The following is a 25,184-nucleotide window of genomic DNA, read 5'->3' as shown; positions in this document are numbered from 1 at the left end:
TCCAATCTCATGAAGACCGTTTTCCTGCGCCGTTCCGTTCTCGCCCTGTCGCTGGCAGCCCTTTCCCTGGGCGGCCTCTCGCTGCAGGCCCATGCGCAAGACCCCGCCAAGAAGAACCTGGTGATCGGTGGCACCGCCGGCTCCAACACCGACCAGCTCAAGGCCGGCATCGTGCCCATCCTCGAGAAGAAGGGCTACAAGGTGAAGCTGGTCGAGTTCAACGACTACGTGCAGCCCAACCTCGCGCTGGCCCAGGGTTCGCTCGACGCCAATTTCTTCCAGCATCAGGTCTACCTGAAGAAGTTCGCGGCCGACCAGAAGCTCGACCTCGCCGAACTGGTGCAGGGCCCGATCGCGCCCATGGGCGTGTACTCGACCAAGCGCAAGACGCTGGCCGACGTGAAGGAAGGCGACCGCGTGACGCTGCCGAACGACCCCAGCAACCTGGCCCGCGCGCTGGTGCTGCTGGAGCAGAACAAGCTGCTCACGCTGAAGACCGGCATCGACCCGCTGCGCGCCACCGAGAAGGACGTGGCCGAGAACCCGAAGAAGCTGAAGTTCATTCCGCTCGAAGCCGCCCAGCTGCCGCGCTCGCTCGGCGACACCGAGTACGCCATCGTCAACGGCAACTTCGCGATCTCCTCGGGCCTGAAACTCACCGAGGCCGTGGTGCTCGAAAAGACGCCCGACTACTACCTGAATGTGGTCGCCGTGAAGACCGCCGACAAGAACACCCAGTGGGCCAAGGACATCGCCGATGCCTACCGCTCGAAGGAGTTCAAGGCGGTGGTCGACAGCAAGTTCCAGGGCTACGCCAAGCCCAGCTTCCTGCAGTAATCCTCCTTTCAAGAAAGGCTCCCCATGCCCGTTCTGGCCGTATTCGATGCTCAGGGAAGCTGGCGCGACACGCACGTGTGCGACGGCTGGATCACCGAACACCTGGCCGGGCAGGGCGTGAGCTGGGGGCGCGGCAGGAAGAAAGGGCAGCGCGTGCTCGACAGCGCGGGGCTCTTCTATCTGCCGACCGCCGACGGCTACATCGGGCTGCTGCTCGAGGCCGGCGAGTGGGCTTCCATTCCAGCGGGCAAGACGCATTTCTTCGATGCGGGTGAAGCCGAATCGCTCGAAGGATTGCCGGCCTCGCTGCCGCTGTTCGAAGGCTTCGTCGAAGAAGTCCTGGCTCTGACTGGGAACGACGCCGACGAAGAGTGAGGCGGGTGGTTTCCGGGGCGCATGCACAGGCCGCCGGGTACTCCCCTCCGCGAATGTCCCCCGGGCCTGCGGCCCTCCTCCTTTATTTCGCTGCGGGGAGCACCCGACGCCCTGTGCACATGGGCGCTCTGCTTGTTACGGCCGCATGAGCGCTGCGTCCATCGATCACGACGATGGGGTGCCTTGCGCAGCGAAATAAAGGAGGAGGCCGAAGGCCGGGGGACATTCGCGGAGCAAGGTACCCCGTCGGCGTGATCGCACCCCTGAACCGCAATGCTCCCTATGCCGCCAGCCGCTGTGCTGCTCGCCCGCCTGGCCGTGCCAAGCCAAGGTGATCGCGCAGCGTGCGCCCCTCGTACTCCGTGCGAAAGATCCCGCGCTTCTGCAGGATCGGCACCACCCCGTCGACAAAATCCTGCAGCCCATGCGGCAGCGCGTCGGGCATCAGGTTGAAGCCGTCGGCGGCGCCGGCCCTGAACCAGCGCTCGATGTCGTCCGCGATCTGCTCCGGCGTGCCCACGATCACGCGGTGCCCGCCGCCGCCCGCGAGTTCACGGATCAGCTGGCGTACCGTGTAGCCGTGCGTGCGGCCGGCTGCGACCACTGCGTTGAAGAAGGTGTGGTTGCCGTTGCCATTGGCGGGCAGCGGCAGGTTGTCGGGCAGGCGCTCGTCGAGCTTCAGGCGGTCGGGCGTGATGCCCAAGGTGCCGGCGATGCGCGTGAGGCTGTAGTCCCAGGGAATCAGGTCCACCAGCTCGTCGCGCCGGCGGATGGCTTCGGCCTCGGTGGCGCCGACGATGGTGGTCAGGCCCGCGAGCACCTTCACCGCGTCGGGGCCGCGGCCCAGTTCGGCGGCGCGGGTCTTGAGCGCTCGGGCGTATGCCAGCGATTCCTCGAAGGACTGCGAGGCGGAGAACACCGCCTCCGCATGGCGCGACGCCAGCTCGCGCCCGTCGGCCGAAGCTCCGGCCTGCACCAGCACCGGGTGCCCCTGCGGCGAGCGCGGCAGGTTCAGCGGGCCCTGCACCGCGAAGTGTTCGCCGCGATGCGCAATGGCTTGCACCTTCGCCGTGTCGATGAAGCTGCCGCCGGCCTTGTCGCCGACGAAGGCGTCGTCCTCCCAGCTGTCCCACAGCGCTTTCACGATGTCGGTGAACTCCGAGGCGCGCGCGTAGCGCTTCGCGTGGTCGGGCACGGCGTCGAGGCCGAAGTTGCGCGCCGAGGGCAGGTCGGCCGTGGTCACCACGTTCCAGCCCGCGCGGCCGCCGCTCACATGGTCTAGCGTCGCGAAGCGGCGGGCGATGTTGTAGGGCTCGTTGTAGCTGGTCGAGGCGGTGGCGATCAGTCCGATGTGCGTGGTGGCTGCGGCCACGCAGGCCAGCAGCACCGTGGGCTCCAGCGCGGTGATCGGGCGGAAGTGGATCTGGTCGACGATGGCCGCGTTGTCCGCGAGGAACACCGCGTCGAGCTTGCCCGCCTCGGCGATCTGCGCGGTGCGGATGTAGTGCTGGACGTCGGCGAAGGCCCACGGATCGCTCTCCGGCAGGCGCCACGCCGAGGGCACGAAGCCCGAATGCAGGATGTTGACGTTGAGGTGCAGCTGCCGCGGCGCGGTCTTGTTGTTCGAAAGGCTCATTGGGAGAAGTAGTCGGGCAGCCGGTAGCCGGCCCATGCCGGGTTGGCCCTGAAGAAGCGCTGGAATTCGGCCGACTGGTAGGCGGCCGCGATGTCCTGCGCGAACTTCGCGTTCTCGTTGCTGCGCTTGACGGCCACCACGTTCACGTAGGGCAGCGTCATGTTCTCCAGCTTCAGCGCCTCGGTGAGCTTCAGGCCCGAGGCGATGGCGAAGTTGCCCTGCACGGCGGCGATGTCGGCGTCGGCCAGCGAGCGCGGCGCCTGCGCCGCCTCCAGCGGCACCAGCTTCAGGCGCTTGGGATTGGCCACGATGTCGCGTTCCGACACCGAGAGCGGGCTCACGCCCGGCTTGAGCGTCACCCAGCCGATGCCCGCGAGGATGTTGAGCGCGCGCGCCGCGTTCACCGGGTCCGAAGGCAGCGTGACCGTGGCGCCGTCGGGCACGGTGTCGAGCGACTTGTGGCGCTGCGAGTAAAGGCCCATCGGCGGCGTCGGCACATGCACCACCGGCACCAGGTCGAAGCCCTGCTGCTTGTTGGTGGCGTTGAGGTACAGCGTGTGCTGGAAGATGTTGGCGTCGATCTGGCCGCGCTCCACCGCGTCGTTGGGCTGCACGCCCTGGCTGAATTCGACGTACTTGACGGTGTAGCCCAGCTTCTTCAGCTGGGGCTCGATGCCGTTGGTGAAGGCATCGCGGTAGGGGCCGGGCATGAAGCCCACGCGCAGGTCGGCGGCGTGGGCGGAAAGCTGCACCGCCAGGCTCAGGGCGAAGCCGCCGAGCAGCGGTGCAAAGCGGCGCAGCCACGACGGCGCGCGCGAAGGGGAAGACATGACGACAACTCCAGGGGACGGCGAAAAGGAGTTGGGCACTCTAGGGCGCGATGCCTGTGCGGCGAACGAAGATTTGCGCGCTTCCTTATCCGCTGGCCGGATATGGGATGCCGGCCCGGCTCCGGCGGCCCCCCGGTTTCAGGGCGAGAGGATCATCACCTTGCACTGGCTGGGCACGATCCGCATGCCCACCATGTTGCCCCGGTTCTGCGTGCTCAGGCTGGTCATGCGCGTGGCCGGCGTGCCCTTGACCAGCACGGTGAACGCGCCGGTCACGTGCCGCGACTGGCTCATGAAGGTCTGCGAGACGATGCCGCCGCCCGCGCCGGTGGTGTCGCCCAGCGTGATCGGCGTGGTGGTTGCCATGTTGTGCGCGGGCATGCACATGAAGAGGATGTTCCAGGCATTCGGCACGGCCGTGGGGCCGAACGCCATGTTGGGATATGGAATGGGCGCCATCGCGGCGGGCGGCGTCTTGCAGACGTCGGGAAAGGCGAGGTCCATTCCCATCAGCTGGCAGTTGGCGAACATGGCGGTGCTCCTTTGGGTGGGGGTCAGCCCATGTGGATCTGTGCGCCATCGACCTTGACGAGGTCGCTGGCCGTGACCACGGTGTGCTTGGCGTGCATGCGCGCCGTGCCGCCGGCCTCGCAGTCGAGATGGCCGACGCGGACCTGCTCGGTCTCGTCCACCACGCGCAGCACTCTGCGCGCCATCTGCACCACGCGGTCCGCCACCGATTCGAAGACCTGGCCGACCAGCCGCAGCCGGCCCACCGTGGCGTCGAGCGCCTGGCCGGTGAAGCGCATGTCGTCGACGCGGCACTGGCCGCTGTCGGCCTGCAGGTTCCATCGAGCGGCCCGCATCTGCAGCTCCGCGCCGCTGCTCAGCCGCAGGCTGGCCGGGCTTTCGATCGACAGCGCGCCGGCCGCATCGAGCCGGCTGACCGAACTGTCGGCCTGTTCGAGCACGGCGATCAGGTACACCCGCGCGCTGTCGGGGCCCGAGAGCAGCACGGTGTCGCCCGCTTCGGGCCGCAGCAGGCAGCTGGCCGCCCGGCGGCAGCGCCAGGTTTCGCCGTGGTCGTCTTCCACCTCGAAGTTCGAATCGGGCAGCGAGGCCGTCAGCCGGCCGACGAAATGGACCGGCACGGCGGTCGTCGCGAGGCCGGGGCGCAGTGGAACGACATTCATGGCTGATTCCTTCTCGATGTGGGTTGGTGTGTTTCTCGGAAAAGCTGGCTGTCGGAGGCGGGGCTTAGTGCGGCCCGGACCAGGCCTGCGCCTGGAAGAGTTCGGGCTCGTTCTCGATGATTCCGGCGCGGCTGGAAAACCGGGCGCCTTGCTGCTGCGCGCGATGCAGGCGGGTGCGCAGGAAGTGCGCGCCGCCGAGGTCGGCGCCGCTGAGATCGGCATACGAAAGGTCGGCGTCCTGCATCGCGGCGTCGCGGAAGCTCGCGCCGGTGCAGCGTGCGCGGTGGAACACGCATAGCGGCAGGCGGGCTCCCGAGAAGTCGGTGTGCTCCAGCAGGGCCTCCGCCCAGATCGACTGGTCGAAGCGTCCGCCGCTGCAGTCGGCGTCGCCTAGGTCGGCCTCGGGGAACAAGGCCTGGCATGCATCGGCGTTCGAGAAGTTCGCCCGCTTCAGCGTTGCGCCCTTGAAGTTGGCCTGGGTGAGCGTGGCGCCGCCGAAGTCGGCGTCGTCCAGGCGGCTGTCGGTGAACTGGCACATGGGCAGCGAAAGGCCGGCAAAGCGCTGGCCGCTCAGGTCGCACTCCAGGAACATCGCGTTCATGGCCGACGCGCCCCGGAAGACGGCAGTCCTCAGGTCGAGCCGATGGAAGGTCACGTAGGCCAGCACCGCGCCGCTGAAATCGGCCTGCCCGAGCTGCGACTCCATGAAGCTCGCCCGTTCGAAGCGGGACGACCCCAGCCGGCTTTCGGTCAGTTCGCAGCGAAAGAACCTCGCGAGGTCGAGCCCGGCCTGCGCGAAGCTGGCCCGCGCCGCATGGCATTCGGCGAAAGAGGCTCCTTCGAGCTCGGCGGCCTCGAAGCGCGCGGCATCCATGCGGCTGCGGAAGAACTGCACTTCCTTCAGGCGGGCGAAGGAGAAGTCGCAGCCCGAGAGCGTGCAATGCGACAGCGAGCTGCCCTCGAGGTTGGCGTGCGAGAAGTTCGCGCCGCTGAAGTCGACGTCGTCAATCATCGCGCCCGAGAGGTCGAGGCCGCTCAAGTCCCACCCCCTGCAGTCGGCGCTGCCGACCTGGATGCCGTGGCGGACCTTGTCGACCAGTTCATCGCGGGTCATTCGGCGGCGGGGGCGCGTCGCGCGGGCAAGGTTCGGGCGTGCCGCGTGTAGGCGCCGAGCAGATGCGTGGTGCCGTCGATCAGGCTTTGCGACACGTCGGTGCGGAACAGGTTGGCACCGCTCAGGTCGGCCTGCGTGAAGACGGCCTTGGAGAAGTTGGCATCGATGAGGTTGGCGCCGCGCAGGATGGCGCCGGTGAGGTCGGCGCGCACGAAGAGGCTTTCGCCGGCGATGAGCCGCTCCAGGTTGGCTTCCTGCAGCGCGCATTCGGAGAAGTCGCAGTTGTCCAGCCGCGCATGCGCCAGGTCCGCGCGCGTCAGGGGCGTGGTGCGCAGCCCGCAATGCTTGAGCACGCAGCGGCGCAGCACGGCTGTGGCGAGCGTGCTGCCGTGCGCGAAGCTGCAGGCGTCGAGCCGCGCGTCGGAGAAGTCGGCCGACTGGCTGCAGTCGGTGGTGACGAAGCCGCAGCGCACCAGCGACGCGTTGACGAAGCGCACGTCCGCCAGCGTGCATTCGAGCCACACCACCTGCCGGAACGAGGCGCCGTCGAAGGCGATGCCGTTCATGTGCAGCTTCGTCAGGAACACCTGGTGCCAATCGGAGCCGCGGAAGTCGCACCGGCTGATCACGCTCTCGCCCAGGCGCGTCTGGTCGAACGTGGTGTTGGCCATGTTGCACGACACGAAGCGCGTCTTCTCGCAGTTGGCTTCGCTCAGATCGGCGCCCGAGAAGTCCGCGAACTCGCATTGCGCGCCGCCGAGGTTGGCGCCGCGCAGGGTCGCATCGGCCAGCGAGGCGCGAGACAGCCTGGCGCGCGCCAGCACCGCGCCATTGAAGTTGGCGTTTGCGAGCAGGGTTCCCTCGAGGTTGGCGTCTTCGAGGGCGGCACCGGAAAAGTCTGCGCCGCTCAGGTCCATGCCTGAGAGGTCGGCGCCGACGAGCCGCATGCCGCGGAAATCGCGCGCGCCGGGAGCCGCCGCCTCCAACTGCCGGCGCAGCTTCGCCGAGCGGAACGAAGGCATGGGCGGCGCGGGGTCGAAGAGGTGGGCGCCGTGGAGGTAGCCCTGCCTGATCTGCACCGTCATCCGCTCCCTGGTTCCGGCGGGCAAGAGCACGGGGGCGGGGCTCGTGGTGGCCGACGAGGGGGCGGGCGGGGCGGCGAGCTGTTCGAGCTGCCGGATGAGCGCATCCGGGTCGAAGCGCTGCGGCTGCTCGCGGCTCTTGTTGAGCAGGGCGGGGTCGATCTCGTCTTCCTGCCTGCGGCGCATCTGCGCGCTTTTCGCCTCGAGTCTGCTTCGGGCTTCCATCATTTCTCCCTGCATGCGCTCGAAATGCTCGGGCACGTCGTCGAAGGCCAGCGGCGCGGCCGGGGGCTGGGGCGCTGGCAGGTATTTGTCGGGGTCCACGCCCAGTGCGATGAGCTCGGCGCGCCGTTTCTCGTGGTCGCGCAGCTGTCCGGCGCGGAGGTTGCGCACCAGCGGCCGCTGCATCGGGTCGGGTGCGTCGAGGACGCTCCAGTTGCCCAGGACCTCCTTCGGCGCGAGATCGCTGTCGCGAAAGGCGAGCAGGCCGCCGCGGGCGGTGTCCAGCCGCTGGAGCAGCACGGACTGGTAGTGCTCGGGCGTGCGCGGCTGCCGGGGCAGCTCCAGCGCCGGCATGATGTGCCGCACGTCCGCCGCGTCGTCCTCGCGCACCGGCAGCACGCCGTGCCAGACGAGCGCCACGCGCTCGCGATGCGGAAAGAACCAGGCGGTGGTCAGCCGCAGGCCGATTTCGCGCAGCCCGTTGCCGTCCTTGTCGAAGCTCGCGAAGCAGCGTGCGCGCCAGTCGGGCAGGGTGCCGGCGAGCACCGGCTTCTCGGGGTGCATGTTGAGGATCTCGTAAGGGGCGCCGGGCGGCAGCTCCTGCAGGGCGGGCCAGCGCTGGTCTTCGGGCGCGGCGTTGAAGAAGCGCCAGTCCATGTCCGCAGCGAAGCCGGGGAAGTGACTGTCCAGCCAGTGCTGCCCGAAGCTGCTGCCCATCAGGGCCATGCGCCGGGGGCTGTCGATGGGCACCGGGCCGAAGCTGGCGGGCGCCACCTCCTGCCCGCGCGAGCGCACGCGCCCGTGAACGGCTTCCACGTTGGGCGCACGGCGGGTGTGCACGCCGTTGACCGTCTCGTCGAACGCGCCGATGCCGCCCGGGTTTTCCGGCACGTTCGGGCCGCCGTAGGCATGCGCCCAGTCCAGCGGCATCGCGTCGAAGGGCTGCGGTGCGCTCAGGCGGCCGTCGAGCCAGTAGCGGTCGCCGGATACGTGCAGGGACTTTTCCAGCCCGGCCACGCGCAGGCGCACGGCGCATTCGGTCTTGTCCTGCTGGTGGCGGGTGTAGGCGTGGCCGCTCGCGAGCACTTCGGGCATGGACTTGGGTACGCCCATGTCGAACACGCCCATGCCGCCGACTTCCTCGCCGACGGTCTGCCACAGCTCCTGGTCGGCCATGAGCTTCGGTTCCGCTTCCAGGCTGGCGAGCGCCGTGACGGCCACGCCGAGCTGGTCGGCGCCCTGCCAGCGATACGGCCGGGTGAGGATGCCCAGGCGCAAGGGCTTGACGGTCTTCATCGGCCGGGGGCCTCCGTGGACGGGCGAAGGCGGGTGAGGTCATCGCCGTGGTGGGCCGGGAAGTCGCCGCTGCGCTCCAGCACGACTTCATGGCTCGCCGGGTCGAAGCGCACAGCTAGGGTCTTTCCGGCCGCGTGGCCTGGCAGTTCGGGCAGGGCGATGGCGGCGGTCTGATCGACCTCGAAGGCTTCGCTGCCCGCCGTGGCCTGCACGCGAAGGTGCAGCTTCGCGATCGCCCAGGTGGCGCTTTCGCCCGAGCGGCGCTGGCCGGTGTCGGACAAGGAGATCACCAGCGCCATGGCGGGCGTCCCGTTCGCGAGGATGTCGGCGGCCCTGCGCGTGCGCGCGAGTCCTGCCGCGTGCTTGCGGCGTTCGCGCACGAGCGTGACGCACAGGGTGAACGCCAGCCACGCAAGCAGCGGTGCCAGCACCCACCAGATCGAGAAGGAGACATCCGGCATCCGGCCTTGCGCTCAACCGAAGAGCACGAAACCCTTGAGCGCGCCCCAGAAGCCGCCGGCGTGCTCCTCGGCCACCACGTTCGAGAAGCTCACCGAACCGAAGTTGGCCTGGTGCGCGTACATGTTCATGATCTGCGCGGTGGCGTCCATCTTCTTGATGTTGCTCGTGAGCGTGAGGCCGGCGTTGCTGTTGTTCACGCCGTAGGTCGCGCTCGACAGGCCGGTGGCCGTCACCGCGGTCGGCGACCAGTCCCACAGCAGCACGCGGTTCACGCGCTTGACGTGGTTGCCCTCGAAGGTGAAGTCGCCGCTGGCCTTGATGTCGACGTCGCCCGCCGTGGCCTCGATGGTCACTTTCTTCGCCTTGCCGTAATAGTTGCCCGCCGAAACCGTCGAGTTGTGGTCGCCCGTCTCGATGGTTTCCTCCAGGCCGCCCTTGATGTTGTCCTTGCCGCCGCCGCCCACCACGGTGCGCTGCCAGCCGGTCTGGTAGGTTTCCTGCCGGTTGCCGGCGAGCGTCTTCAGTATCGAGTTGCCGGTGTGGACCTCCTCGTCCATGCCTTCCTTCACGTCGACCAGCAGCCCCTTGTCGAAGGTCTCGTGGCGCAAGCCCGCGTTGACGACGACCTCCGACTGGCCGCTGAGCACCGTCTCCTTCGAACCGAGCTTGGTGGTGGTCTCGATGCGGTTGTCGAAGAAATGCTCGGTGAGCGCGCCCGAGACGGTGAGCTTCGAGCCGTTGCGGTACTCGGCGGTGTCCTTCTGCTTGACGATGGTGTCGCGGGTGCGGTCGACGGTGAGCGTGTCGGTCTTCAGCACGTGGGTGTTGCGGTGGCCGTCGATGGTCTCGGTCTCGTCGTTCTCGACGTGGATCCGCAGGTCGTTCTCCACGTCGATCTCGAAGTCTTTCTCGGCGTGGATGCGCACCAGCTCGCAGCCTGGCGCGTCGTCCAGGATGAACTCGTTGGCGTTGGCGGCCGAGCCGTCCCTGCTGCGGCTGACGAAGCCGCTGACCGTGACCTTGGCCGGCAGCTCCAGCGGCGGCATCTGGTCGGCGTTGTAGACGCGGCCGATGATGATCGGCCGGTCGGGGTGTCCCCCGATGAAGTCGACCACCACCTCCTGGCCCCTGCGCGGATGGTTCACGGCGCCGTAGTTCGAGCCGGCCCATGCGCTGGATACGCGCACCCAGCACGAGCTGTTCTCGTCGCTCTTGCCGTAGCGGTCCCAGCGGAACTGCACCTTCACGCGGCCGTACTGGTCGACCCAGAACTCCTGCCCCGCCTTGCCCACCACCGTGGCCGTCTGTGGGCCGTTGGCGCGCGGCATGGGCGTTACGCGCGGCGCGCGGAAGGCGCAGCTGGCGGGCTGCACCGCGAAGTCGAAGCTGTAGGAGCCCGGCTCGCTGCCGCTCGCATAGCCTCCCTCGCGCAGCGCGTAGGAGACCGACACTACGAGGTACTCGCGGTTGTCGTCTTCGCGCGGGCAGTTCTGCATGGTGAAGCGGTAGCCGGGCGCCATGCCGCGCACGTTGGTATGGCCGGTGTCGCGTTCGGCCTGGGCCTGCGCCTCCTCGAGGCGGATGCGCGCGTAGTGCTCGCCCTGCTCGGACTCGCTGAAGCCGCCGAGCCATTCGTACATCTCGTACTGGCCGTGGTCGCCGCCGCGCGGCTGGTTTCGCACGTTCATGAGGTCGGCGCGCGGCTTCTTGAAGTCGAAGTCGTCCACCACGTAGCTGCCGGGGCGGATCTCCTCCGTGACCTGCCATTGGTCGATCACTTCCTGGAAGGGGGCCAGGTCGCGGTCGGTGGCGAGGTAGCTGATCTTCGGATAGGCCGGCAGCGGCTCGTGCGCGCCGATGTCGTCGGCCAGCACCAGCGTGTGCTGGCTCTTGCCGTGCTCGAAGAAGTAGTAGATGCCTTCGTGCTCCATCAGCCGGCTGACGAAGGCGAAGTCGGTTTCCTGGTACTGCACGCAGTACTCCCACTGCCGGTAGCTGCCGCCGAGCCTTTTCTCGAAGGCGAAGCCGTAGTCGGCGAACACCTCCTCGAGGATCTCGACCACCGACTTGTTCTGGAAGATCTTGCAGTCGCTGCTGCGCGTGAGATACCAGAGCCAGGGCCGCACGCTCGCGCGGTAGACGATGTGGCGCGAGGTGTCGCCTTCCTTGCCGATCATCGTGAAGCGGACGATCTGGCCGTTGAGGAAGCGGGGCTCCCCGGCCGTCCGTATCTCGAGCGCGAGAGGCTTGCCGAGCACGGCCTTCATGTCGATCGACATGCTCGGGCTCAGCAGGTCGACCTCGAACTCGAACAGTTGCGACAGCCCTTCCACGCCGCGCATGGAACGGAACATGAGCTGCTCTTCGCCCAGCGGCGTGTGGGCGCGTACGACTCTGGTCATTCGAGGACTCCCTTTCGCTCAAGATCACCCAGGACGTGCTGGCTGCACCAGCATCGACCACCGCGCGTGCACCCGCAGGCCGTGTTTGCGAACTTAGGTGTGAAACGTTTGCTCGCCTGGGCGCGCACGCGCACCACGGTCTGCCTCATCGTTGTGCCAACGAAGCGGCGTGAGGCTTTCTTTGCAAGTAGCAGGCCAAGGAGCCGCGCCGGCCGCACCGGCCGCACCGGCCGCACCGGTCGCACCGGTCGCGATGTCGTGCCGCGCGTGCGGAAGGAAGGGAGCGGAGGAGTACCGGGCCGCGGCCGGCTTCTTCAGGCGATGAACTCTTCGATCATCCGCGCGACGATCCGCGGCTGGTCGTGATGAAGCATGTGGCCCGCATCCTCCAGCCTCTCGATGCGCACGTTGCCCACCGACTTCAGCCGCTCGTGGAATTCGTCGAGCGTGTAGCGGTTCTTCCACCAGCCGTGCAGGCTGTCGTCCGAGGCTTCCACCATCAGCAGCGGCGCGGTGATGCGCGCATAGAGCGCCAGCGTCTCGTCGACGCGGAAGATGTGCGCGTTGACGATCTTGTGCGCCGCCTCGCCCAGGATCTGCCAGCGCTCGCTGCCGTCGGGCTGAGCTTGGCTTGCCGACCAGTGGCTGGCGAGCCAGGCGGCCTTGTCGGGCGTGAGGCGCGGGTTGGTCTTCATGAGGCGGCGGGCCACGCCGTCCACGGCCGAGTAGCCGGCCAGCGCCATCTCGCCGCGGTGCAGGCGCTTGAGCTCGTCGATCCACTGGCCGTAGCGCGCGGGCGCCTCGTCGGGCTGGCGCGCGGGCATGCCGAAGCCTTCGAGGTTGACGAGCCGGCGGATGCGCTGCGGCCGCACGCCGGCGTAGTGCATGGCGACGTTGCCGCCCATGCTGTGGCCGACCAGGTCGACCTGCCGCTCGTTCTCGCCTTCGCCCGCGTAGTGGTCGAGCAGCCATTCGAGGTCCGCCAGGTAGTCGGCCATCCAGTAGTTGTCGACGCCGCCGCCGTCGGTGAGCCCGAAGCCGCGCCAGTCGGGGGCGATGATGAAGCGCTCTTCCTCCATCGCATCGACCACGAACTGCCACGACGCAGCCACGTCCATCCAGCCATGCGCCAGCACCAGCGGCGGGCGCTCATCGGAAGGTTGACCCCACAGGCGCACGTGGTAGCTGAGGTTGCGCACGGGCACGAATTCGCTGCGGGAGGGGCGGAGGGCTTGGTACATGGGCGCCGATGATAAGGAGGCCTTTGTACTGACGCAGTCCGGCACAGGACAGCTCCCGCCCGCGCGGCGCTCGGGTTTTGGCGCGTCGGCCGGCGGGCCGCGGACCGGGGCGGTAGCATCCCGCGCATGAAAAAGATCCAACTCGGTCAAAGCGACCTGCACGTCACCCCGATCTGCCTCGGCACGATGACTTTCGGCGAACAGGTCGACGAGCCCACTTCCCACGCCATCCTGAGTCGCTCGCTGGAGCGGGGCGTCGATTTCATCGACACCGCCGAGATGTACTCGGTGCCCGCGCGCAAGGAAACCTATTCCGTCACCGAGACCATCATCGGCAACTGGTTCGCCGCCAACCCCGGCGCGCGCCAGAAGCTGGTGGTCGCGACCAAGGTGGCCGGCCCCTCGCGCGGCATGCCCTGGGTGCGCGAAGGCAGCGGCATGACGGCCGCAGACATCGAGGCCTCGTGCAACGCCAGCCTGAAGCGGCTGCGCACCGACGTCATCGACCTCTACCAGATCCACTGGCCCGAGCGCCACGTGCCCGCCTTCGGCAACATCTACTACGACCCGGCCAAGGAAACCTCGAAGACCTCCATCCACGAGCAGCTGGAGGCGCTGGGCAAGCTGGTGAAGGCGGGCAAGGTGCGCGCCATTGGCCTGTCGAACGAAACCCCCTACGGCGTGCACGAGTTCGTGCGGCTTGCCGAGCAGCACGGCCTGCCGCGCGTGGCGACGGTGCAGAACGTCTACAGCCTCATCAGCCGCGGCCACGAGAACGGCCTGGACGAAACCATGCACCGGCTGGGCGTGTCGCTGCTGGCTTACTCGCCGCTGGCCTTCGGCCTGCTGACCGGCAAGTACGACCAGAGCGGCATCGAAGGGCCCGATGCGCCGAAGGGCGCGCGTATCTCCAGCTACGAATCGGTGCGCAAGCAGCGCTGGGGCCGCCCCGATTCGCTGCGCGCCGCGAAGCGCTACAACCAGCTCGCCCGCGACAACGGCCTGACGCCCACGCAGCTGGCGCTGGCCTTCTGCTACACCAAGTGGCAGGTGGCGAGCACGATCATCGGCGTGACCTCGCTGGCGCAGCTGGAAGAAGACCTGGACGTGTACGGCACCACGCTGTCGCCCGAAATCCTGGCCGAGATCGACAAGATCCGCTGGGACATCCGCGATCCGGCGGCCTGATTCGTCAGCGCCCGCATTCGCCGTTCGCGGCGGCCAGGGCGAGCGCGGGCAGGCTCAGCAGGCCCATGCCGCCGCCCTTGAACTCGCCCTTGGCGCAGTCGCCGCGCGCGGCACCCGAGATGCCGGCGCTCAGCCTGGAATCGAAGGCTGAGCGCGAATTGCCGTTGATTTCCTGACCGGCTCGCTCGGCGAAAGAGTGTTCGCGGCCGATGTCGCGCAGGGCGCGGCGGGTGCTTTCCGAGTGGAGGATCAGCGGCGGCGCGGGTGCATCGCTTGCGGCTTGCGATGGTGCAGCGGTGGCGGCGGGTGCTTCGGGCGCGGCGATCGATCTGGCGCGAACGGATTGCGGCGGGCGCCTGACGGCAGGGCGCGGCGACGGTGCGGAGGGCGGCGATGCCGCTTCCGTTTTCGCTGTCGCTTTCGCGGGAGGCTCCGCTCGCACCATTTCAACGACGATGCGTTTCGCAGCACCGGCAATGCGCCCATGCGGCTTCGTCGCGATCACCAGCAGCCAGAGCACCGCCGCGTGCATTGCCGCGACCGCCAGCACGATCGCCGCGAGAGCCGGGCGGCGCAACGGGGGGAACGGAATCGCGCCCACCGGGGCTGGCGTATGCTGCATGGCTCGACCGGAATTCAAGTGGTGCGGCAGATTCTTGCTGCAGAGCACCAGGTTTTCTGAAGTGATCCTGAATCCGAAATTGCCACCGAGATGGCCAAGAAAAGCACCCACACCTCCGAGACACCCGCCACGCAACTGCTGCGCGCGCACAAGATCGCCTTCACCGAGCACCCCTACGAATACGTCGAGCACGGCGGCGCACAGCGCGGCGCCGAGATGCTGGGGCTGGACCCGTTCACCGTCATCAAGACGCTGGTGATGCAGGACCAGGACGCCAAGCCGCTGATCGTGCTGATGCACGGCAACCGCACGGTATCGACGAAGAATCTCGCGCGCCAGATCGGCGCCAAGTCGGTCGAGCCCTGCAAGCCCGAGGTGGCGCAGCGGCACAGCGGCTACATGGTGGGCGGCACCTCGCCCTTCGGCACGCGGCGCGAGATGCCGGTGTACATGGAATCGACCGTGCTCGAGCTGCCGCGCATCGTGCTCAACGGCGGGCGGCGCGGCTACCTGATCGGCATCGACCCGCAGGTGTGCGTGGCGCTGCTGGGCGCGAAGCCCGTGCAATGCGCGCTGGCAGAATAGCCGCCGCCATGGCGACATCACCGACTTGCGATCCCGATCGCTCTTTCGGGCGGTGATCGCGCAACAGAACAACAACCGTCCCACGCGGAGTGCCGTCTTGAGCTTCACCTTGCCTTCCATCATTGCCATCGTGGCGTCTTACCTGATCGGCTCGCTTTCCTTCGCGGTCATCGTGAGCAAGGCGCTCGGCATGGCCGATCCGCGCAGCTACGGCAGCAAGAACCCCGGCGCCACCAACGTGCTGCGCTCGGGCAACAAGGGCGCGGCGCTCGCTACGCTGCTGCTCGATGCGCTCAAGGGCTGGGTGCCGGTGTTCCTGATCCACCAGTTCGGCACTCAGTGGGGGCTGGGGGAGGGCGTTGCCGCGGTGGCCGGCGTGGCCGCGTTCCTCGGGCACCTGTACCCGGTGTTCTTCGGCTTCCAGGGCGGCAAGGGCGTGGCGACGGCCGCCGGCGTGCTGGTGGGCATCGCGCCGTGGCTGGGGCTGGCCACCGGTGCTACCTGGCTGATCATCGCGATCTTCTTTCGCTACTCGTCGCTGTCGTCGCTGGTGGCCGCCTTCTTCGCGCCGGCCTACTACCTGATCGGCGGCGGCATCGCCTGGCCGCTGGACCGCACGGCGCTGGTTGCGATCATCGTCATGAGCCTGCTGCTGATCTGGCGGCACCGCGAGAACATCCGCCGGCTGGCTGCCGGCACGGAGTCGAAGCTCGGCTCCAAGAAGAAACCAACCTGAACCCAAGAAAGAACACGCTCCATGGCTTCCATCACCCGCTACCACGTCGGCCCCCGCCTGTCGGAGACGGCCGTGCACAACGGCACCATCTACCTCGCGGGCCAGGTGCCCGACGACACCACGCAGGACATCCGCGGCCAGACCACGCAGGTGCTCGGCATGGTCGACCGCCTGCTGGCCGAGGCCGGCAGCGACAAGTCGCGCATCCTCATGACGCAGATCTTCCTGGCCGACATCGACGACATCACCGCCATGAACGAGGTGTGGGACGCCTGGATCCCGGCCGGCAACACGCCGCCGCGCGCCACCGTGCAGGCCAAGATGGCCAATGCGGCCTACAAGATCGAGATCGTCGTCACGGCCGCGCAGGCCTGAGGCTCAATAGCGTTTCTCAAGGACCATCTGGTCCGCGTCGCGCCGCATCGAGAAGCGGTTGATGAAGCTGTTGCCCAGCAGCACGAAGGGCATGGCCTGCTGCGAGACGATGGCGTCGATGTCGTAGACCTCCACGTCGCCCACGCGCACCGACTGCAGGCGCAGCTTGTAGCCGGTGGCCGTGCCGTTGGCGGTGTTCATCAGCACGCGCTGGCCCTTGCTGTAGTCCAGGCCGATGCGCTGGGCATCGTCGGCCGACAGCGCGATGGCCGTCGCGCCCGTGTCGAGCATGAAGGTGACCGGCCGGCCGTTGATGGCGCCCTGCGTCATGAAGTGCCCGCGGCTGTCGGCCGACAGCACCACGCGGCTCCCGCCCCCGCCCGACCCGCCACCGCCGCCGATGCTCACCGGCGTGTCCATGCGCAGGTTGACGCGCTTGCCCTCCATCTCGACCACGGCCTGCTCTGCCTGCAGCGAGATCAGCTTCACGCCCTGGTAGCTCTCGCCGACCGCCACCGTCTTGGGCGGATTGCCGTTCACGATCAGGATCGCGCGGCTGCCGATGCTGCCCGTCAGGGTGACCGAGCCGGCCGCGTGCGCCACGGCGGCGGCAGCAAACAGCTGCGCTGCGACGAGAAGATGTTTCATACGAGGCTTGCTGCTCCAAGTGCCAAATATCGGTCGTGCGACCCGAATAGACCAGGAATACTGCGGAACCGGCTCCGCCGGTCCGCCGGTATTGCCCCCGGCGAGGGGGTTGGCGGCCACACGAAGTGGGCAAGCCTGGGGGAGTACCTGTTTCAGTCCCTGAAGTTGTTGAACGTGAGCGGCATGTCCGGCACGTCCTTCTTGATCAGGGCCATGGCCGCCTGCAGGTCGTCGCGCTTGGCGCCGGTGATGCGCACCGCGTCGCCCTGGATCGCGGCCTGCACCTTGAGCTTGCTGTCCTTGACGATGCGGGTGATTTTCTTGGCCTGCTCGCTCTCGATGCCGCTCTTGATCTTGATGACCTGCTTGACCTTGTCGCCGCCCATCTTCTGGACGTCGCCCTTGTCGAGGAAGCGCACGTCGACGCTGCGCTTGGTGAGCTTGTTGCGAAGGATGTCTTCGACCTGAACGAGCTGAAACTCCGCGTCGCCGATCATGGTGATTTCCTTGTCCTTGAGCTCGACGGCGGCGGCCGTGCCCTTGAAATCGAAGCGCGTTGCGATTTCCTTGGCGGTGTTCTCGACCGCGTTCTTCACCTCGGGAAGGTTGGGTTCGCAGACGGTATCGAAGGACGGCATGGACTCTCTCCTGAATTCTTCACGGGTGCAGATGCGACAATTCTCCCATGATCGTGGAGTCCAACGTCCCGCTGCAGCCCTACAACAGCTTCGGCATCGTCGCGCGCGCGCAGAACCTCGCGCGCATTGCCGGCGAGGCTGATCTGGCCGCGCTGCATGCCGATCCGGCATGGCGCGACGCGCCCCGTTTCGTGCTGGGCGGCGGCAGCAACATCGTGCTGACGGGCGACGTGAAATCGCTGGTGCTGAAGGTCGAGATCAAGGGCCTGCGGCTGCTCGAGGAAACCCCGCGCGCCTGGATCGTGGAGGCTGGAGCCGGCGAAACCTGGCACGACGCCGTCGAATGGATGGTGCGCAGCGGCTATCCGGGGCTGGAAAACCTGGCGCTCATTCCGGGCACGGTCGGCGGCTCGCCGGTGCAGAACATCGGTGCCTACGGCGTCGAGCTGCAGGACCGCTTCGATTCGCTCGACGCCTTCGACCTCGAAACCGGCCGCAGCTTCACCCTCGATGCCGCCCAGTGCGCCTTCGGCTATCGCGACTCGGTCTTCAAGCACGTGCGCAGCGGCCCGAACGACTTCGGGCTGGCGGGCAGGGCGGTGATCACCCGGGTGCGCTTTCGTCTGCCCAAGCCCTGGAAACCGGTGGTCGGCTACCTCGATCTCGAGCGCAAGATGGAGGAAACCGGCAATTTCACGCCGAGCGCGCAGGACATCTTCGACTGGATCTGCGCCATCCGCCGCGCCAAGCTGCCCGACTGGCGCGTGCTGGGCAATGCCGGCAGCTTCTTCAAGAACCCGACGGTCACGCCCGAGCAGTGCGCCGACATCATCGCGCGCGACCCGAAGATCGTTCATTACCCCATGGACGACGGCAGCATCAAGCTGGCGGCCGGCTGGCTCATCGACGCCTGCGGCTGGAAGGGCAAGTCGGTGGGCAATGCCGGCGTGTACGAGCGGCAGGCGCTGGTGCTGGTCAATCGCGGCGGCCGCGAGAACCCGGTGACCGGCGGCGAGGTGATGACGCTGGCCAAGGCCATCCAGACCAGCGTGTACGAACGCTTCGGCATCCGGCTGGAGCCGGAGCCGGTGGTGGTCTGACGGACCGTCGGGCGACATGGACCTCGACTTCCTCCACCTGAATTTCCGCCGCCGCATCGGCGCCCTCGTCTGGGCTCGCCGGGCCGTGCCCGTGGTCGCGCTGCTGGCGCTCTTCCTCGGAACGCGGCGCTGGGGCTCGATGGTGGCGGTGATCGTGTTCGCGCTGCTGTTCGCGGCGGTGCTCAAGTTCCTCGAGACCAGCCTGCGGCGCCAGTTCATCCGCGAAGCGCGGCTGCCGCCCTTCCTGGTGGGCAAGCTGTGCCAGGCACATCCGCAGCTCAGCCGGCGCGATGCCGAACTGGTGCTGCGCGGCCTGCGCCAGTTCTTCATGGCGCACCTGCGCAGCGACCGAAAGTTCGTGGCCATGCCTTCGAAGGTGGTCGACACGGCCTGGCACGAGTTCATCCTGCACACGCAGGGCTACCAGAACTGGTGCAAGGCGGCCTTCGGCGGCATGCTGCACCACAGCCCGGCGGAGGTGCTGGGCAGGGACGCCAAGCGCAACGACGGCCTGCGCCGCACTTGGTACTGGGCCTGCAAGGAAGAGAGCATCGACCCGCGCAAGCCGGCGCGGCTGCCGCTGCTGTTCGCGCTGGACATCAAGTTCGCCGTTGAAGGCGGCTTTCACTACGTGCCCGACTGCCGTGCGGTGGAGCGGCACATCGGCTCGGATGCCCATTGCGGCACGAGCTTCGGGGAATCGTCTTCGTCGGACGGCGGCAGCTCGGGCGACGCAGGCGGCTTCGGCGGCAGCGAGTCGAGCAGCAGCGGCGGTGGTGACGGCGGCTCCGGCGACGGTGGTTCGTCCGATGGCGGCGGTGGTTGCGGGGGCGGCTGCGGCGGAGGTGGCGGAGACTGATCTTCTCCGCGCGCTTCACCCATGAAAAACGGGCCCCGAGGGGCCCGTTGTCATTGGAGCGGGCCGTTGCCGATCAGCTAGCGTCGCCGTCGTTCGCCAGCTTCGGCAGCGAGGCGCCTTCGCTCGACGACAGCAGGCCGACCTGCGTGTAGATGCCCAGCTTTTCGCGCGTGTCGGCGATGTCGAGGTTGCGCATCGTGAGCTGGCCGATGCGGTCCAGCGGCGTGAACGCGCCCTCGACCTTCTCCATGCTCAGGCGCTCGGGCTTGTACGTGAGGTTGGCCGACTCGGTGTTCATGATCGAGTAGTCGTTGCCGCGGCGCAGCTCGACCGTCACCTCGCCGGTGATGGCGCGCGCCACCCAGCGCTGGGCCGTCTCGCGCAGCATGATGGCCTGCGGGTCGAACCAGCGGCCCTGGTAGAGCAGGCGGCCGAGCTTGCGGCCGTTCTCGCGGTACTGCTCGATCGTGTCTTCGTTGTGGATGCCGGTGACCAGGCGCTCGTAGGCGATGAACAGCAGCGCCAGGCCGGGAGCCTCGTAGATGCCGCGGCTCTTGGCCTCGATGATGCGGTTCTCGATCTGGTCGCTCATGCCCAGGCCGTGGCGGCCGCCGATGCGGTTGGCTTCGAGGATCAGCTCGACCAGGTTCGAATAGCGCACGCCGTTCAGCGCGACCGGCACGCCCTCCTCGAAGCGCACCGACACGGTCTCGCGCTTGACTTCGACCTCGTCCTTCCAGAAAGCCACGCCCATGATGGGCTGCACGATCTGGATGCCGCTGTTCAGGTGCTCGAGGTCCTTGGCCTCGTGCGTGGCGCCGAGCATGTTCGAGTCTGTCGAGTAGGCCTTCTCGGCCGACATCTTGTAGGCGAAGCCGGCCTTCTGCATGAACGCCGACATCTCGGCGCGGCCGCCCAGCTCGTCGATGAAGACCTGGTCGAGCCAGGGCTTGTAGATCTTGAGGGCGGGGTTGGTCAGCAGGCCGTAGCGGTAGAAGCGCTCGATGTCGTTGCCCTTGTAGGTGCTGCCGTCGCCCCAGATGTGGACGTCGTCTTCCTTCATGGCCGACACGAGCATCGTGCCGGTGACCGCGCGGCCCAGCGGGGTGGTGTTGAAGTAGGTGACGCCGGCGGTGGTCACGTGGAAGGCGCCTGCCTGCAGGGCGGCGATGCCTTCGTTGGCCAGCTGCGCGCGGCAGTCGATCAGGCGGGCGTTCTCGGCGCCGTAGAGCATCGCCTTGCGGGGGATCTCGTCGTAGTCGGGCTCGTCGGGCTGGCCGAGGTTGGCGGTGTAGGCGTAGGGAATCGCGCCCTTGTTGCGCATCCAGTGGAGCGCCGCGCTGGTGTCCAGGCCGCCGGAGAAGGCGATGCCGACCTTCTGGCCGGCGGGAACGTTTTGGAGGATGGTCGACATGTCTGGGTAGTCCGGTTGGCGTTGTTTCGGGCGGCTCAGCCGAAATGACAGATGTAGCTGTAGGGCTCGCCCGCTACGCGGATCTTGAAGCTGGAGTTGCCGGGCACGTTGAACTTCTGGCCGGGGCCCGAGGCGATCCATTCGTCGGAGCCCGCGAGCTGGTATTCGCAGCTGCCGGCGGTGCCTTCCATGATCTCGGGGGCGCCGGTGTTGAAGGTGAGGGTGGACGGCAGGATCACGCCGACCGATTTCTTGGTGCCGTCCGCCAGGGTGAGGCTGTGGCTCACGCACTTGCCGTCGAAATACACATTGGCCTTGGTGGCCACTGCGGCGCTGTTCAGAGTGTCGGTAGTCGTCGTCATTGGGTGGCGCCGGCGCCTTGGCGGCCAGCGAATCGAGGACGCACCGCACCAGCGGCGCACCCGTCAAGGGTTGGAAAAGCCCTCGATTTTAGGGGCTCGGGCGCTGCAGCCCGCCAGCCGGCGCCTCAGCGGTGCCAGCCGCCGCGGTAGCCACCCCAGCCGCGATAGCCGTAGCCGCGGTAGTAGCCGCCGCCCCAGCCGCGCGAATAGCCCAGATTCAGCGAGACACCGACCGGCGGGTAGACGTAGGGGTAGGCATAGGGGTACGCGTAGGCAGGCGCCACGTAGACGGGTGCGGGAGCGGCGTAAACCGGGGCCGGCTGGTAGACCGGTGCGGGGGCGCTGGAAACGACGACTCCCGGCTCGGGCACCACGTTGTCCCACGGCGAGCCGCCGGACTGAGGGGCATAGCCGCCGCCGTTGTTGGCCTCGACCGGATAGGGCTGCAGCTGCGGCTGCGGCGCCACCGGGGAGGTCGTGGCGCCCGTCACGCCCGTGACCCCGTAAGCGCCGGCCTGGATCGGGATCGTCGCGCCGGGCCGGCTGTTCATGCGGGTGGTGTACTGGCGGCCGTTGTATTCGTAGGTGACGTTGTAGTTGACGTCGCTGCCGGTCGTCTCGCGGATCGGGGTGGCGGAGATCACCCGGGCCTGGACCACCTGGTTCTGCTGGGCATGAACGAGGCCGGTGCCGGCGGCCAGCATGCCGGCGACCGAAATGCCGGCGAGAAAGCGAAAACTGCGATTTTTCATGGTGTGTCTCTCATGCGGATCGAAGTTCGACGCCGGGTGGCAGGTCGGGTTCCGCGGTTTACACGGCGTTGACAGCCCAGGTTTCGGCGTCGAACCCCGTCGTAACGGGCTTTTTCGGGCCCCAGTTGACCACCGGCCGCTTGATCAGGCTGGGGTTGGCCAGCAGCACGGCACGCGCCGACGCGGCGTCGACCACGCCCTCGCGGGTGGCGTCGTCGAGCTTGCGCCAGGTGGTGCCCTTGCGGTTGACCAGTGCCTCCCAACCGGGCTTCTTCAGCCAGTGGTCGAGCTCGGCCTCCGGCACGCCCTGTTTCTTGAAATCGTGGAAGGTGTATTCCACGCCGTGTTCGTCGAGCCAGGCGCGGGCGCGCTTGACGGTGTCGCAGTTCGGGATGCCGTATAGGGTTGTCATGGCCGCGATGATGCCCCGGTCGACGGGTCGGCGACAATGCCCGCCTCCATGGAAACCCTGAACGACTGGCTCGAGCGCGCCGAGCGACTCCATCCCAAGAACATCGAGCTCGGACTCGAGCGCGCCAAGGAAATGGCGCAGCGTCTCGGCCTGCGTTTCGGCTGCCCGGTGATCACTGTGGCTGGCACGAATGGCAAGGGCTCGACCTGCGCCATGCTCGAATCGATCCTGACGCACGCGGGCTACCGCACGGCGGTGTTCACCTCTCCGCACCTGGTGCGCTTCGAGGAGCGGCTGCGGCTCCTGGGCGAGGCCGTCGATGCTTCCAAACTGATAGCAAGCTTCGAAGTGGTGGAAAAGGCGCGCGGCGAGATGCCCCTGACCTATTTCGAGTTCACCACGCTCGGCATCCTGCACTGCATGAGCGAGCAGAAGCCCGACGTGGCGATCCTCGAGGTCGGCCTGGGTGGCCGGCTCGACGCGGTCAACATCATCGACACCGACTGCGCGGTCATCACCAGCATCGACCTCGACCACATGGAATACCTCGGTCCCGACCGCGAGAGCATCGGCTTCGAGAAGGCCGGGATCATGCGCCCGGGCAAGCCCGCCATTGTGAGCGACCCGGTGCCGCCGCAGAGCGTGGTCGACCACGCCAATGCGATCGGCGCCGACCTGTGGCGCTTCGGAACCGACTTCAACGTCTCCGGCGACAAGCAGCAGTGGGGCTGGTCGGGCCGCGGGCGGCGCTACAGCGGGCTGGCCTATCCGGCGCTGCGCGGCGCCAACCAGCTCATCAATGCGGCCGGCGTGCTGGCGGCGCTCGAGGCGCTGCGGCCGCAGTTGCCGATCACCGCGCAGGCCGTGCGCAACGGGCTCGCAATGGTCGAACTGCCGGGCCGCTTCCAGATCGTGCCGGGCGAGCCGGCACTGGTGCTCGACGTGGCGCACAACGCGCACGCGGTGGCCGCGCTGGCCGAGAACCTCGACGCGATGGGCTTCTACCCCACCACGCATGGCGTCTTCGGCGTGATGGCGGACAAGGACCTGGCGCCGATCCTCGCGCGCATCGGACCGCTGATCGACCGCTGGTACTTCACCGACCTGCCCACGCCGCGCGCCGCCAAGGCGCCGGATCTGCTGGCCGCCTGGCAGGCGCAGAACAAGCGCACCGACGCCTCCGGCAGCGTGCACGCGAGCCCCATGGAGGCGCTGGACGCGGCCATCGGGCAGGCAGGGGCCGCTGATAGAATCGTGGTCTTCGGATCGTTCTTCACCGTGGGTGGCGTGCTCGAAAACGGCACCCCCCGGCTGCAAGCCAAACACCTGTCGCCGGGCGGCTGACCGTCGGGCCGTACACACCTTCTGGCGCAAGCTCGCTGCACTCCTTCAGGGATCGAACTTCATGGCGTTTTTCAAGTTCCGCACGCGCGGCCCGCAAGGCAACGAAGGACGAGGCGCCCCGGCAGCCGTCCCCGCGGAAAGTGTCGAAACCATGCGTCGACGTGCGCGCCACCGGCTGCTCGGCGCGGCTGTGCTGGTGCTGCTCGGCGTGATCGGCTTCCCCCTGCTGTTCGATACCCAGCCGCGGCCCGTGTCGGTCGACATCCCCATCGAGATTCCCGACCGCAACAAGGTCAAGCCGCTGCCCGTTCCCGCGACGCCCGCGCCTGCCGCGAGCACCTCGCCGGCGGCGGCGCCCGACAACAGCGGCAGCTCGCGCGTTGCCTCTTCCTCGTCCAGCGGCATGATCACCGAGACCGCCGACGGCACCGTGATCGACCCCGGCAAGCCCGTGCCCGCCAAGCCGCCCGTCGCGGCCGTGGAGCCCAAGCCCGAACCGAAGCCGAAGCCCGAGCCCAAACCGGAGCCGAAGCCGGAACCAAAACCCGAACACAAGCCGGAACCCAAGCCCGAGGCCAAGCCGAAGCCGGAAGCCAAGCCCGAAGCGAAACCCAAGCCCGCTGCCGTCGACGATGGCGCTCGTGCCCGCGCGCTGCTCGAGGGCAAGCCCGCCACCGCTGCCGCGGCCAAGCCTGCCGCAGCCGACGATGCCGGCCGTTTCGTGGTGCAGGTCGGCGCCTTCGCCGATGCCGACAAGGCGCGCGAGGTGCGCCAGAAGCTCGAGAAGGCCGGTCTCAAGACCTATGTGCACGTTGCGAAGACGGCCGACGGTGAGCGCACGCGTGTGCGTGTCGGTCCCTTCAGCTCGCGTGCCGAGGCCGACCGCGCTGCCGAGAAGGTCAAGGGCTTGTCTTTGTCGGCCGCGATCCTCACGTTGTAAGAGTCGTCGCCTTCCGTTGCCGTGGCCTTGCTCGACTGGATCGCCGTCGCGCTCATCGGGGTGTCGATGCTTTTCGGCCTGGTGCGCGGGCTGGTGTTCGAGGTGATTTCGCTGATCGGATGGGTGGCCGCCTTCATTGCAGCCCAGTGGCTGGCGTCGGGCGTGGCGGCATGGCTGCCGTTCGGCGACCCGCAGGGAGCGTGGCGCTACCCGCTGGCCTTTGTGCTGGTGTTCGTGGCGGTAGTGTTCGGCGTGGGGCTGGTGGCAGCGCTCACGCGCAAGTTGATCACGGTCGTGGGTTTGCGGCCGGTGGACCGGATTCTGGGCGCGGCGTTTGGTGCGGCGCGGGGCGTGGTGGCCCTGCTCGTGTTCGCCGTCGTTGTCCATTTGCTGGTGTTGAGCGACAGTGCCTGGTGGCACGAATCGCGCAGCGCCGTTGTTCTCGATGCGGCATTGCAGGGCCTCAAGCCCTCCCTGCCTGAAAAGTTGGCCAGCTACCTGCCCTAAGGGGAATCGTTC

General features: G+C 67.9%; 27 protein-coding genes. 11 read left to right on the top strand and 16 right to left on the bottom strand.

Features of this window, described 5'->3' with window-relative positions; translation table 11 throughout:
- Positions 1 to 9 precede the first annotated feature (9 nt).
- Positions 10 to 837, top strand: coding sequence for a MetQ/NlpA family ABC transporter substrate-binding protein (locus FHT32_RS24780; protein ID WP_176667246.1), 828 nt, complete (start codon positions 10 to 12; stop codon positions 835 to 837).
- A 24-nt stretch (positions 838 to 861) separates the two neighbouring features.
- Positions 862 to 1,212: a hypothetical protein gene (locus FHT32_RS24775; protein WP_176667245.1), complete on the top strand. Its 351-nt coding sequence runs from the start codon at positions 862 to 864 to the stop codon at positions 1,210 to 1,212.
- 280 nt (positions 1,213 to 1,492) lie between these two features.
- Here FHT32_RS24775 and FHT32_RS24770 read toward each other — a convergent pair whose 3' ends face one another.
- The 9 genes from FHT32_RS24770 to FHT32_RS24730 form a co-directional block, all read right to left on the bottom strand.
- Positions 1,493 to 2,848, bottom strand: coding sequence for an LLM class flavin-dependent oxidoreductase (locus FHT32_RS24770; protein ID WP_176667244.1), 1,356 nt, complete (start codon positions 2,846 to 2,848; stop codon positions 1,493 to 1,495).
- On the bottom strand, positions 2,845 to 3,678 hold the full coding sequence (locus tag FHT32_RS24765) for a MetQ/NlpA family ABC transporter substrate-binding protein (RefSeq protein ID WP_176667243.1): 834 nt from the start codon (positions 3,676 to 3,678) through the stop codon (positions 2,845 to 2,847). The genes FHT32_RS24770 and FHT32_RS24765 overlap by 4 nt, the downstream gene beginning before the upstream one ends.
- A 138-nt stretch (positions 3,679 to 3,816) precedes the next feature.
- The gene (locus FHT32_RS24760) at positions 3,817 to 4,209 is read right to left on the bottom strand and encodes a DUF4150 domain-containing protein (protein WP_019658249.1); all 393 of its coding nucleotides are present in this window, start codon (positions 4,207 to 4,209) and stop codon (positions 3,817 to 3,819) included.
- A gap of 23 nt (positions 4,210 to 4,232) precedes the next feature.
- On the bottom strand, positions 4,233 to 4,871 hold the full coding sequence (locus tag FHT32_RS24755; RefSeq protein ID WP_176667242.1) for a DUF3540 domain-containing protein: 639 nt from the start codon (positions 4,869 to 4,871) through the stop codon (positions 4,233 to 4,235).
- 64 nt (positions 4,872 to 4,935) lie between these two features.
- Positions 4,936 to 5,985 (bottom strand): pentapeptide repeat-containing protein, encoded by a 1,050-nt coding sequence (locus FHT32_RS24750; protein WP_176667241.1) that lies wholly within the window; start codon positions 5,983 to 5,985, stop codon positions 4,936 to 4,938.
- The gene (locus FHT32_RS24745; protein ID WP_176667240.1) at positions 5,982 to 8,585 is read right to left on the bottom strand and encodes a DUF2169 domain-containing protein; all 2,604 of its coding nucleotides are present in this window, start codon (positions 8,583 to 8,585) and stop codon (positions 5,982 to 5,984) included. The genes FHT32_RS24750 and FHT32_RS24745 overlap by 4 nt, the downstream gene beginning before the upstream one ends.
- The gene (locus FHT32_RS24740; protein ID WP_176667239.1) at positions 8,582 to 9,046 is read right to left on the bottom strand and encodes a hypothetical protein; all 465 of its coding nucleotides are present in this window, start codon (positions 9,044 to 9,046) and stop codon (positions 8,582 to 8,584) included. Before FHT32_RS24740 ends, FHT32_RS24745 begins: the two co-directional genes overlap by 4 nt.
- 12 nt (positions 9,047 to 9,058) lie before the next feature.
- Positions 9,059 to 11,449, bottom strand: coding sequence for a type VI secretion system Vgr family protein (locus FHT32_RS24735; protein ID WP_176667238.1), 2,391 nt, complete (start codon positions 11,447 to 11,449; stop codon positions 9,059 to 9,061).
- 314 nt (positions 11,450 to 11,763) lie between these two features.
- A complete protein-coding gene (locus FHT32_RS24730) occupies positions 11,764 to 12,690 on the bottom strand; it encodes an alpha/beta fold hydrolase (protein ID WP_176667237.1) in 927 nt (308 codons plus the stop codon).
- A 126-nt stretch (positions 12,691 to 12,816) separates the two neighbouring features.
- On the opposite strand from FHT32_RS24730, the gene FHT32_RS24725 reads away from it, so the two are divergent.
- Entirely contained in the window at positions 12,817 to 13,878 is a 1,062-nt protein-coding gene (locus FHT32_RS24725; RefSeq protein WP_176667236.1) for an aldo/keto reductase, read from the top strand.
- Positions 13,879 to 13,882: 4 nt separating this feature from the next.
- On the opposite strand, the gene FHT32_RS24720 is transcribed toward FHT32_RS24725, so the two are convergent.
- The gene (locus FHT32_RS24720) at positions 13,883 to 14,611 is read right to left on the bottom strand and encodes a hypothetical protein (protein WP_176667235.1); all 729 of its coding nucleotides are present in this window, start codon (positions 14,609 to 14,611) and stop codon (positions 13,883 to 13,885) included.
- On the opposite strand from FHT32_RS24720, the gene FHT32_RS24715 reads away from it, so the two are divergent.
- The 3 genes from FHT32_RS24715 to FHT32_RS24705 all read left to right on the top strand — a co-directional run bounded on the left by FHT32_RS24715 (position 14,591) and on the right by FHT32_RS24705 (position 16,196).
- Positions 14,591 to 15,085: an aminoacyl-tRNA deacylase gene (locus tag FHT32_RS24715; RefSeq protein ID WP_176667234.1), complete on the top strand. Its 495-nt coding sequence runs from the start codon at positions 14,591 to 14,593 to the stop codon at positions 15,083 to 15,085. The two genes, FHT32_RS24720 and FHT32_RS24715, sit on opposite strands and share 21 nt — an antisense overlap.
- Before the next feature lie 97 nt (positions 15,086 to 15,182).
- Entirely contained in the window at positions 15,183 to 15,821 is a 639-nt protein-coding gene (gene plsY / locus FHT32_RS24710) for a glycerol-3-phosphate 1-O-acyltransferase PlsY (protein WP_176667233.1), read from the top strand.
- A 21-nt stretch (positions 15,822 to 15,842) separates the two neighbouring features.
- Positions 15,843 to 16,196, top strand: coding sequence for a RidA family protein (locus FHT32_RS24705; RefSeq protein ID WP_176667232.1), 354 nt, complete (start codon positions 15,843 to 15,845; stop codon positions 16,194 to 16,196).
- A 3-nt stretch (positions 16,197 to 16,199) separates the two neighbouring features.
- Here the strand turns inward: FHT32_RS24705 and FHT32_RS24700 are convergent, their stop codons facing one another.
- On the bottom strand, positions 16,200 to 16,844 hold the full coding sequence (locus FHT32_RS24700) for a TIGR02281 family clan AA aspartic protease (RefSeq protein ID WP_176667231.1): 645 nt from the start codon (positions 16,842 to 16,844) through the stop codon (positions 16,200 to 16,202).
- 152 nt (positions 16,845 to 16,996) lie between these two features.
- Entirely contained in the window at positions 16,997 to 17,482 is a 486-nt protein-coding gene (locus tag FHT32_RS24695) for a YajQ family cyclic di-GMP-binding protein (RefSeq protein ID WP_176667230.1), read from the bottom strand.
- A gap of 47 nt (positions 17,483 to 17,529) precedes the next feature.
- Here FHT32_RS24695 and murB point away from each other — a divergent pair, with 47 nt between their 5' ends.
- A complete protein-coding gene (murB, locus tag FHT32_RS24690) occupies positions 17,530 to 18,582 on the top strand; it encodes a UDP-N-acetylmuramate dehydrogenase (protein ID WP_176667229.1) in 1,053 nt (350 codons plus the stop codon).
- A 16-nt stretch (positions 18,583 to 18,598) separates the two neighbouring features.
- On the top strand, positions 18,599 to 19,441 hold the full coding sequence (locus FHT32_RS24685; protein WP_176667228.1) for a hypothetical protein: 843 nt from the start codon (positions 18,599 to 18,601) through the stop codon (positions 19,439 to 19,441).
- Positions 19,442 to 19,514: 73 nt separating this feature from the next.
- Here the strand turns inward: FHT32_RS24685 and argG are convergent, their stop codons facing one another.
- From argG to FHT32_RS24665, 4 genes are all read right to left on the bottom strand, one after another.
- On the bottom strand, positions 19,515 to 20,855 hold the full coding sequence (argG, locus tag FHT32_RS24680; RefSeq protein ID WP_176667227.1) for an argininosuccinate synthase: 1,341 nt from the start codon (positions 20,853 to 20,855) through the stop codon (positions 19,515 to 19,517).
- Positions 20,856 to 20,890: 35 nt separating this feature from the next.
- Positions 20,891 to 21,217 (bottom strand): pyrimidine/purine nucleoside phosphorylase, encoded by a 327-nt coding sequence (locus FHT32_RS24675; protein WP_176667226.1) that lies wholly within the window; start codon positions 21,215 to 21,217, stop codon positions 20,891 to 20,893.
- A gap of 125 nt (positions 21,218 to 21,342) precedes the next feature.
- A complete protein-coding gene (locus tag FHT32_RS24670) occupies positions 21,343 to 21,969 on the bottom strand; it encodes a hypothetical protein (protein ID WP_176667225.1) in 627 nt (208 codons plus the stop codon).
- Between the two features lie 58 nt (positions 21,970 to 22,027).
- Positions 22,028 to 22,381 (bottom strand): ArsC family reductase, encoded by a 354-nt coding sequence (locus tag FHT32_RS24665; protein ID WP_176667224.1) that lies wholly within the window; start codon positions 22,379 to 22,381, stop codon positions 22,028 to 22,030.
- A 36-nt stretch (positions 22,382 to 22,417) separates the two neighbouring features.
- Here FHT32_RS24665 and folC point away from each other — a divergent pair, with 36 nt between their 5' ends.
- From folC to FHT32_RS24650, 3 genes are all read left to right on the top strand, one after another.
- Positions 22,418 to 23,725, top strand: a complete 1,308-nt coding sequence (folC, locus tag FHT32_RS24660; RefSeq protein ID WP_176667223.1) for a bifunctional tetrahydrofolate synthase/dihydrofolate synthase — start codon at positions 22,418 to 22,420, stop codon at positions 23,723 to 23,725.
- 61 nt (positions 23,726 to 23,786) lie between these two features.
- Entirely contained in the window at positions 23,787 to 24,665 is an 879-nt protein-coding gene (locus FHT32_RS24655) for an SPOR domain-containing protein (RefSeq protein ID WP_176667222.1), read from the top strand.
- A gap of 21 nt (positions 24,666 to 24,686) precedes the next feature.
- Positions 24,687 to 25,172 (top strand): CvpA family protein, encoded by a 486-nt coding sequence (locus FHT32_RS24650; RefSeq protein ID WP_176667221.1) that lies wholly within the window; start codon positions 24,687 to 24,689, stop codon positions 25,170 to 25,172.
- Positions 25,173 to 25,184 lie beyond the last annotated feature (12 nt).

The sequence above is a fragment of the Variovorax sp. SG517 genome (assembly GCF_013376045.1).
Lineage (GTDB): Bacteria > Pseudomonadota > Gammaproteobacteria > Burkholderiales > Burkholderiaceae_C > Variovorax.
This window is presented reverse-complemented; position numbering and strand designations above follow the sequence as displayed.

Excerpts from the sequence above, each read along its gene's own strand:
- FHT32_RS24705 (WP_176667232.1), top strand. The coding sequence starts at position 15,843 with ATGGCTTCCATCACCCGCTACCACGTCGGCCCCCGCCTGTCGGAGACG.
- FHT32_RS24695 (WP_176667230.1), bottom strand. The coding sequence starts at position 17,482 with ATGCCGTCCTTCGATACCGTCTGCGAACCCAACCTTCCCGAGGTGAAG.
- FHT32_RS24665 (WP_176667224.1), bottom strand. The coding sequence starts at position 22,381 with ATGACAACCCTATACGGCATCCCGAACTGCGACACCGTCAAGCGCGCC.
- FHT32_RS24685 (WP_176667228.1), top strand. The coding sequence starts at position 18,599 with ATGGACCTCGACTTCCTCCACCTGAATTTCCGCCGCCGCATCGGCGCC.
- FHT32_RS24770 (WP_176667244.1), bottom strand. The coding sequence starts at position 2,848 with ATGAGCCTTTCGAACAACAAGACCGCGCCGCGGCAGCTGCACCTCAAC.
- FHT32_RS24740 (WP_176667239.1), bottom strand. The coding sequence starts at position 9,046 with ATGCCGGATGTCTCCTTCTCGATCTGGTGGGTGCTGGCACCGCTGCTT.
- folC (WP_176667223.1), top strand. The coding sequence starts at position 22,418 with ATGCCCGCCTCCATGGAAACCCTGAACGACTGGCTCGAGCGCGCCGAG.
- murB (WP_176667229.1), top strand. The coding sequence starts at position 17,530 with ATGATCGTGGAGTCCAACGTCCCGCTGCAGCCCTACAACAGCTTCGGC.
- FHT32_RS24775 (WP_176667245.1), top strand. The coding sequence starts at position 862 with ATGCCCGTTCTGGCCGTATTCGATGCTCAGGGAAGCTGGCGCGACACG.
- FHT32_RS24750 (WP_176667241.1), bottom strand. The coding sequence starts at position 5,985 with ATGACCCGCGATGAACTGGTCGACAAGGTCCGCCACGGCATCCAGGTC.
- FHT32_RS24760 (WP_019658249.1), bottom strand. The coding sequence starts at position 4,209 with ATGTTCGCCAACTGCCAGCTGATGGGAATGGACCTCGCCTTTCCCGAC.
- FHT32_RS24745 (WP_176667240.1), bottom strand. The coding sequence starts at position 8,585 with ATGAAGACCGTCAAGCCCTTGCGCCTGGGCATCCTCACCCGGCCGTAT.
- FHT32_RS24765 (WP_176667243.1), bottom strand. The coding sequence starts at position 3,678 with ATGTCTTCCCCTTCGCGCGCGCCGTCGTGGCTGCGCCGCTTTGCACCG.
- FHT32_RS24755 (WP_176667242.1), bottom strand. The coding sequence starts at position 4,871 with ATGAATGTCGTTCCACTGCGCCCCGGCCTCGCGACGACCGCCGTGCCG.
- FHT32_RS24655 (WP_176667222.1), top strand. The coding sequence starts at position 23,787 with ATGGCGTTTTTCAAGTTCCGCACGCGCGGCCCGCAAGGCAACGAAGGA.
- FHT32_RS24700 (WP_176667231.1), bottom strand. The coding sequence starts at position 16,844 with ATGAAACATCTTCTCGTCGCAGCGCAGCTGTTTGCTGCCGCCGCCGTG.
- FHT32_RS24780 (WP_176667246.1), top strand. The coding sequence starts at position 10 with ATGAAGACCGTTTTCCTGCGCCGTTCCGTTCTCGCCCTGTCGCTGGCA.
- FHT32_RS24675 (WP_176667226.1), bottom strand. The coding sequence starts at position 21,217 with ATGACGACGACTACCGACACTCTGAACAGCGCCGCAGTGGCCACCAAG.
- FHT32_RS24730 (WP_176667237.1), bottom strand. The coding sequence starts at position 12,690 with ATGTACCAAGCCCTCCGCCCCTCCCGCAGCGAATTCGTGCCCGTGCGC.
- FHT32_RS24725 (WP_176667236.1), top strand. The coding sequence starts at position 12,817 with ATGAAAAAGATCCAACTCGGTCAAAGCGACCTGCACGTCACCCCGATC.
- argG (WP_176667227.1), bottom strand. The coding sequence starts at position 20,855 with ATGTCGACCATCCTCCAAAACGTTCCCGCCGGCCAGAAGGTCGGCATC.
- FHT32_RS24670 (WP_176667225.1), bottom strand. The coding sequence starts at position 21,969 with ATGAAAAATCGCAGTTTTCGCTTTCTCGCCGGCATTTCGGTCGCCGGC.
- FHT32_RS24735 (WP_176667238.1), bottom strand. The coding sequence starts at position 11,449 with ATGACCAGAGTCGTACGCGCCCACACGCCGCTGGGCGAAGAGCAGCTC.
- FHT32_RS24715 (WP_176667234.1), top strand. The coding sequence starts at position 14,591 with ATGGCCAAGAAAAGCACCCACACCTCCGAGACACCCGCCACGCAACTG.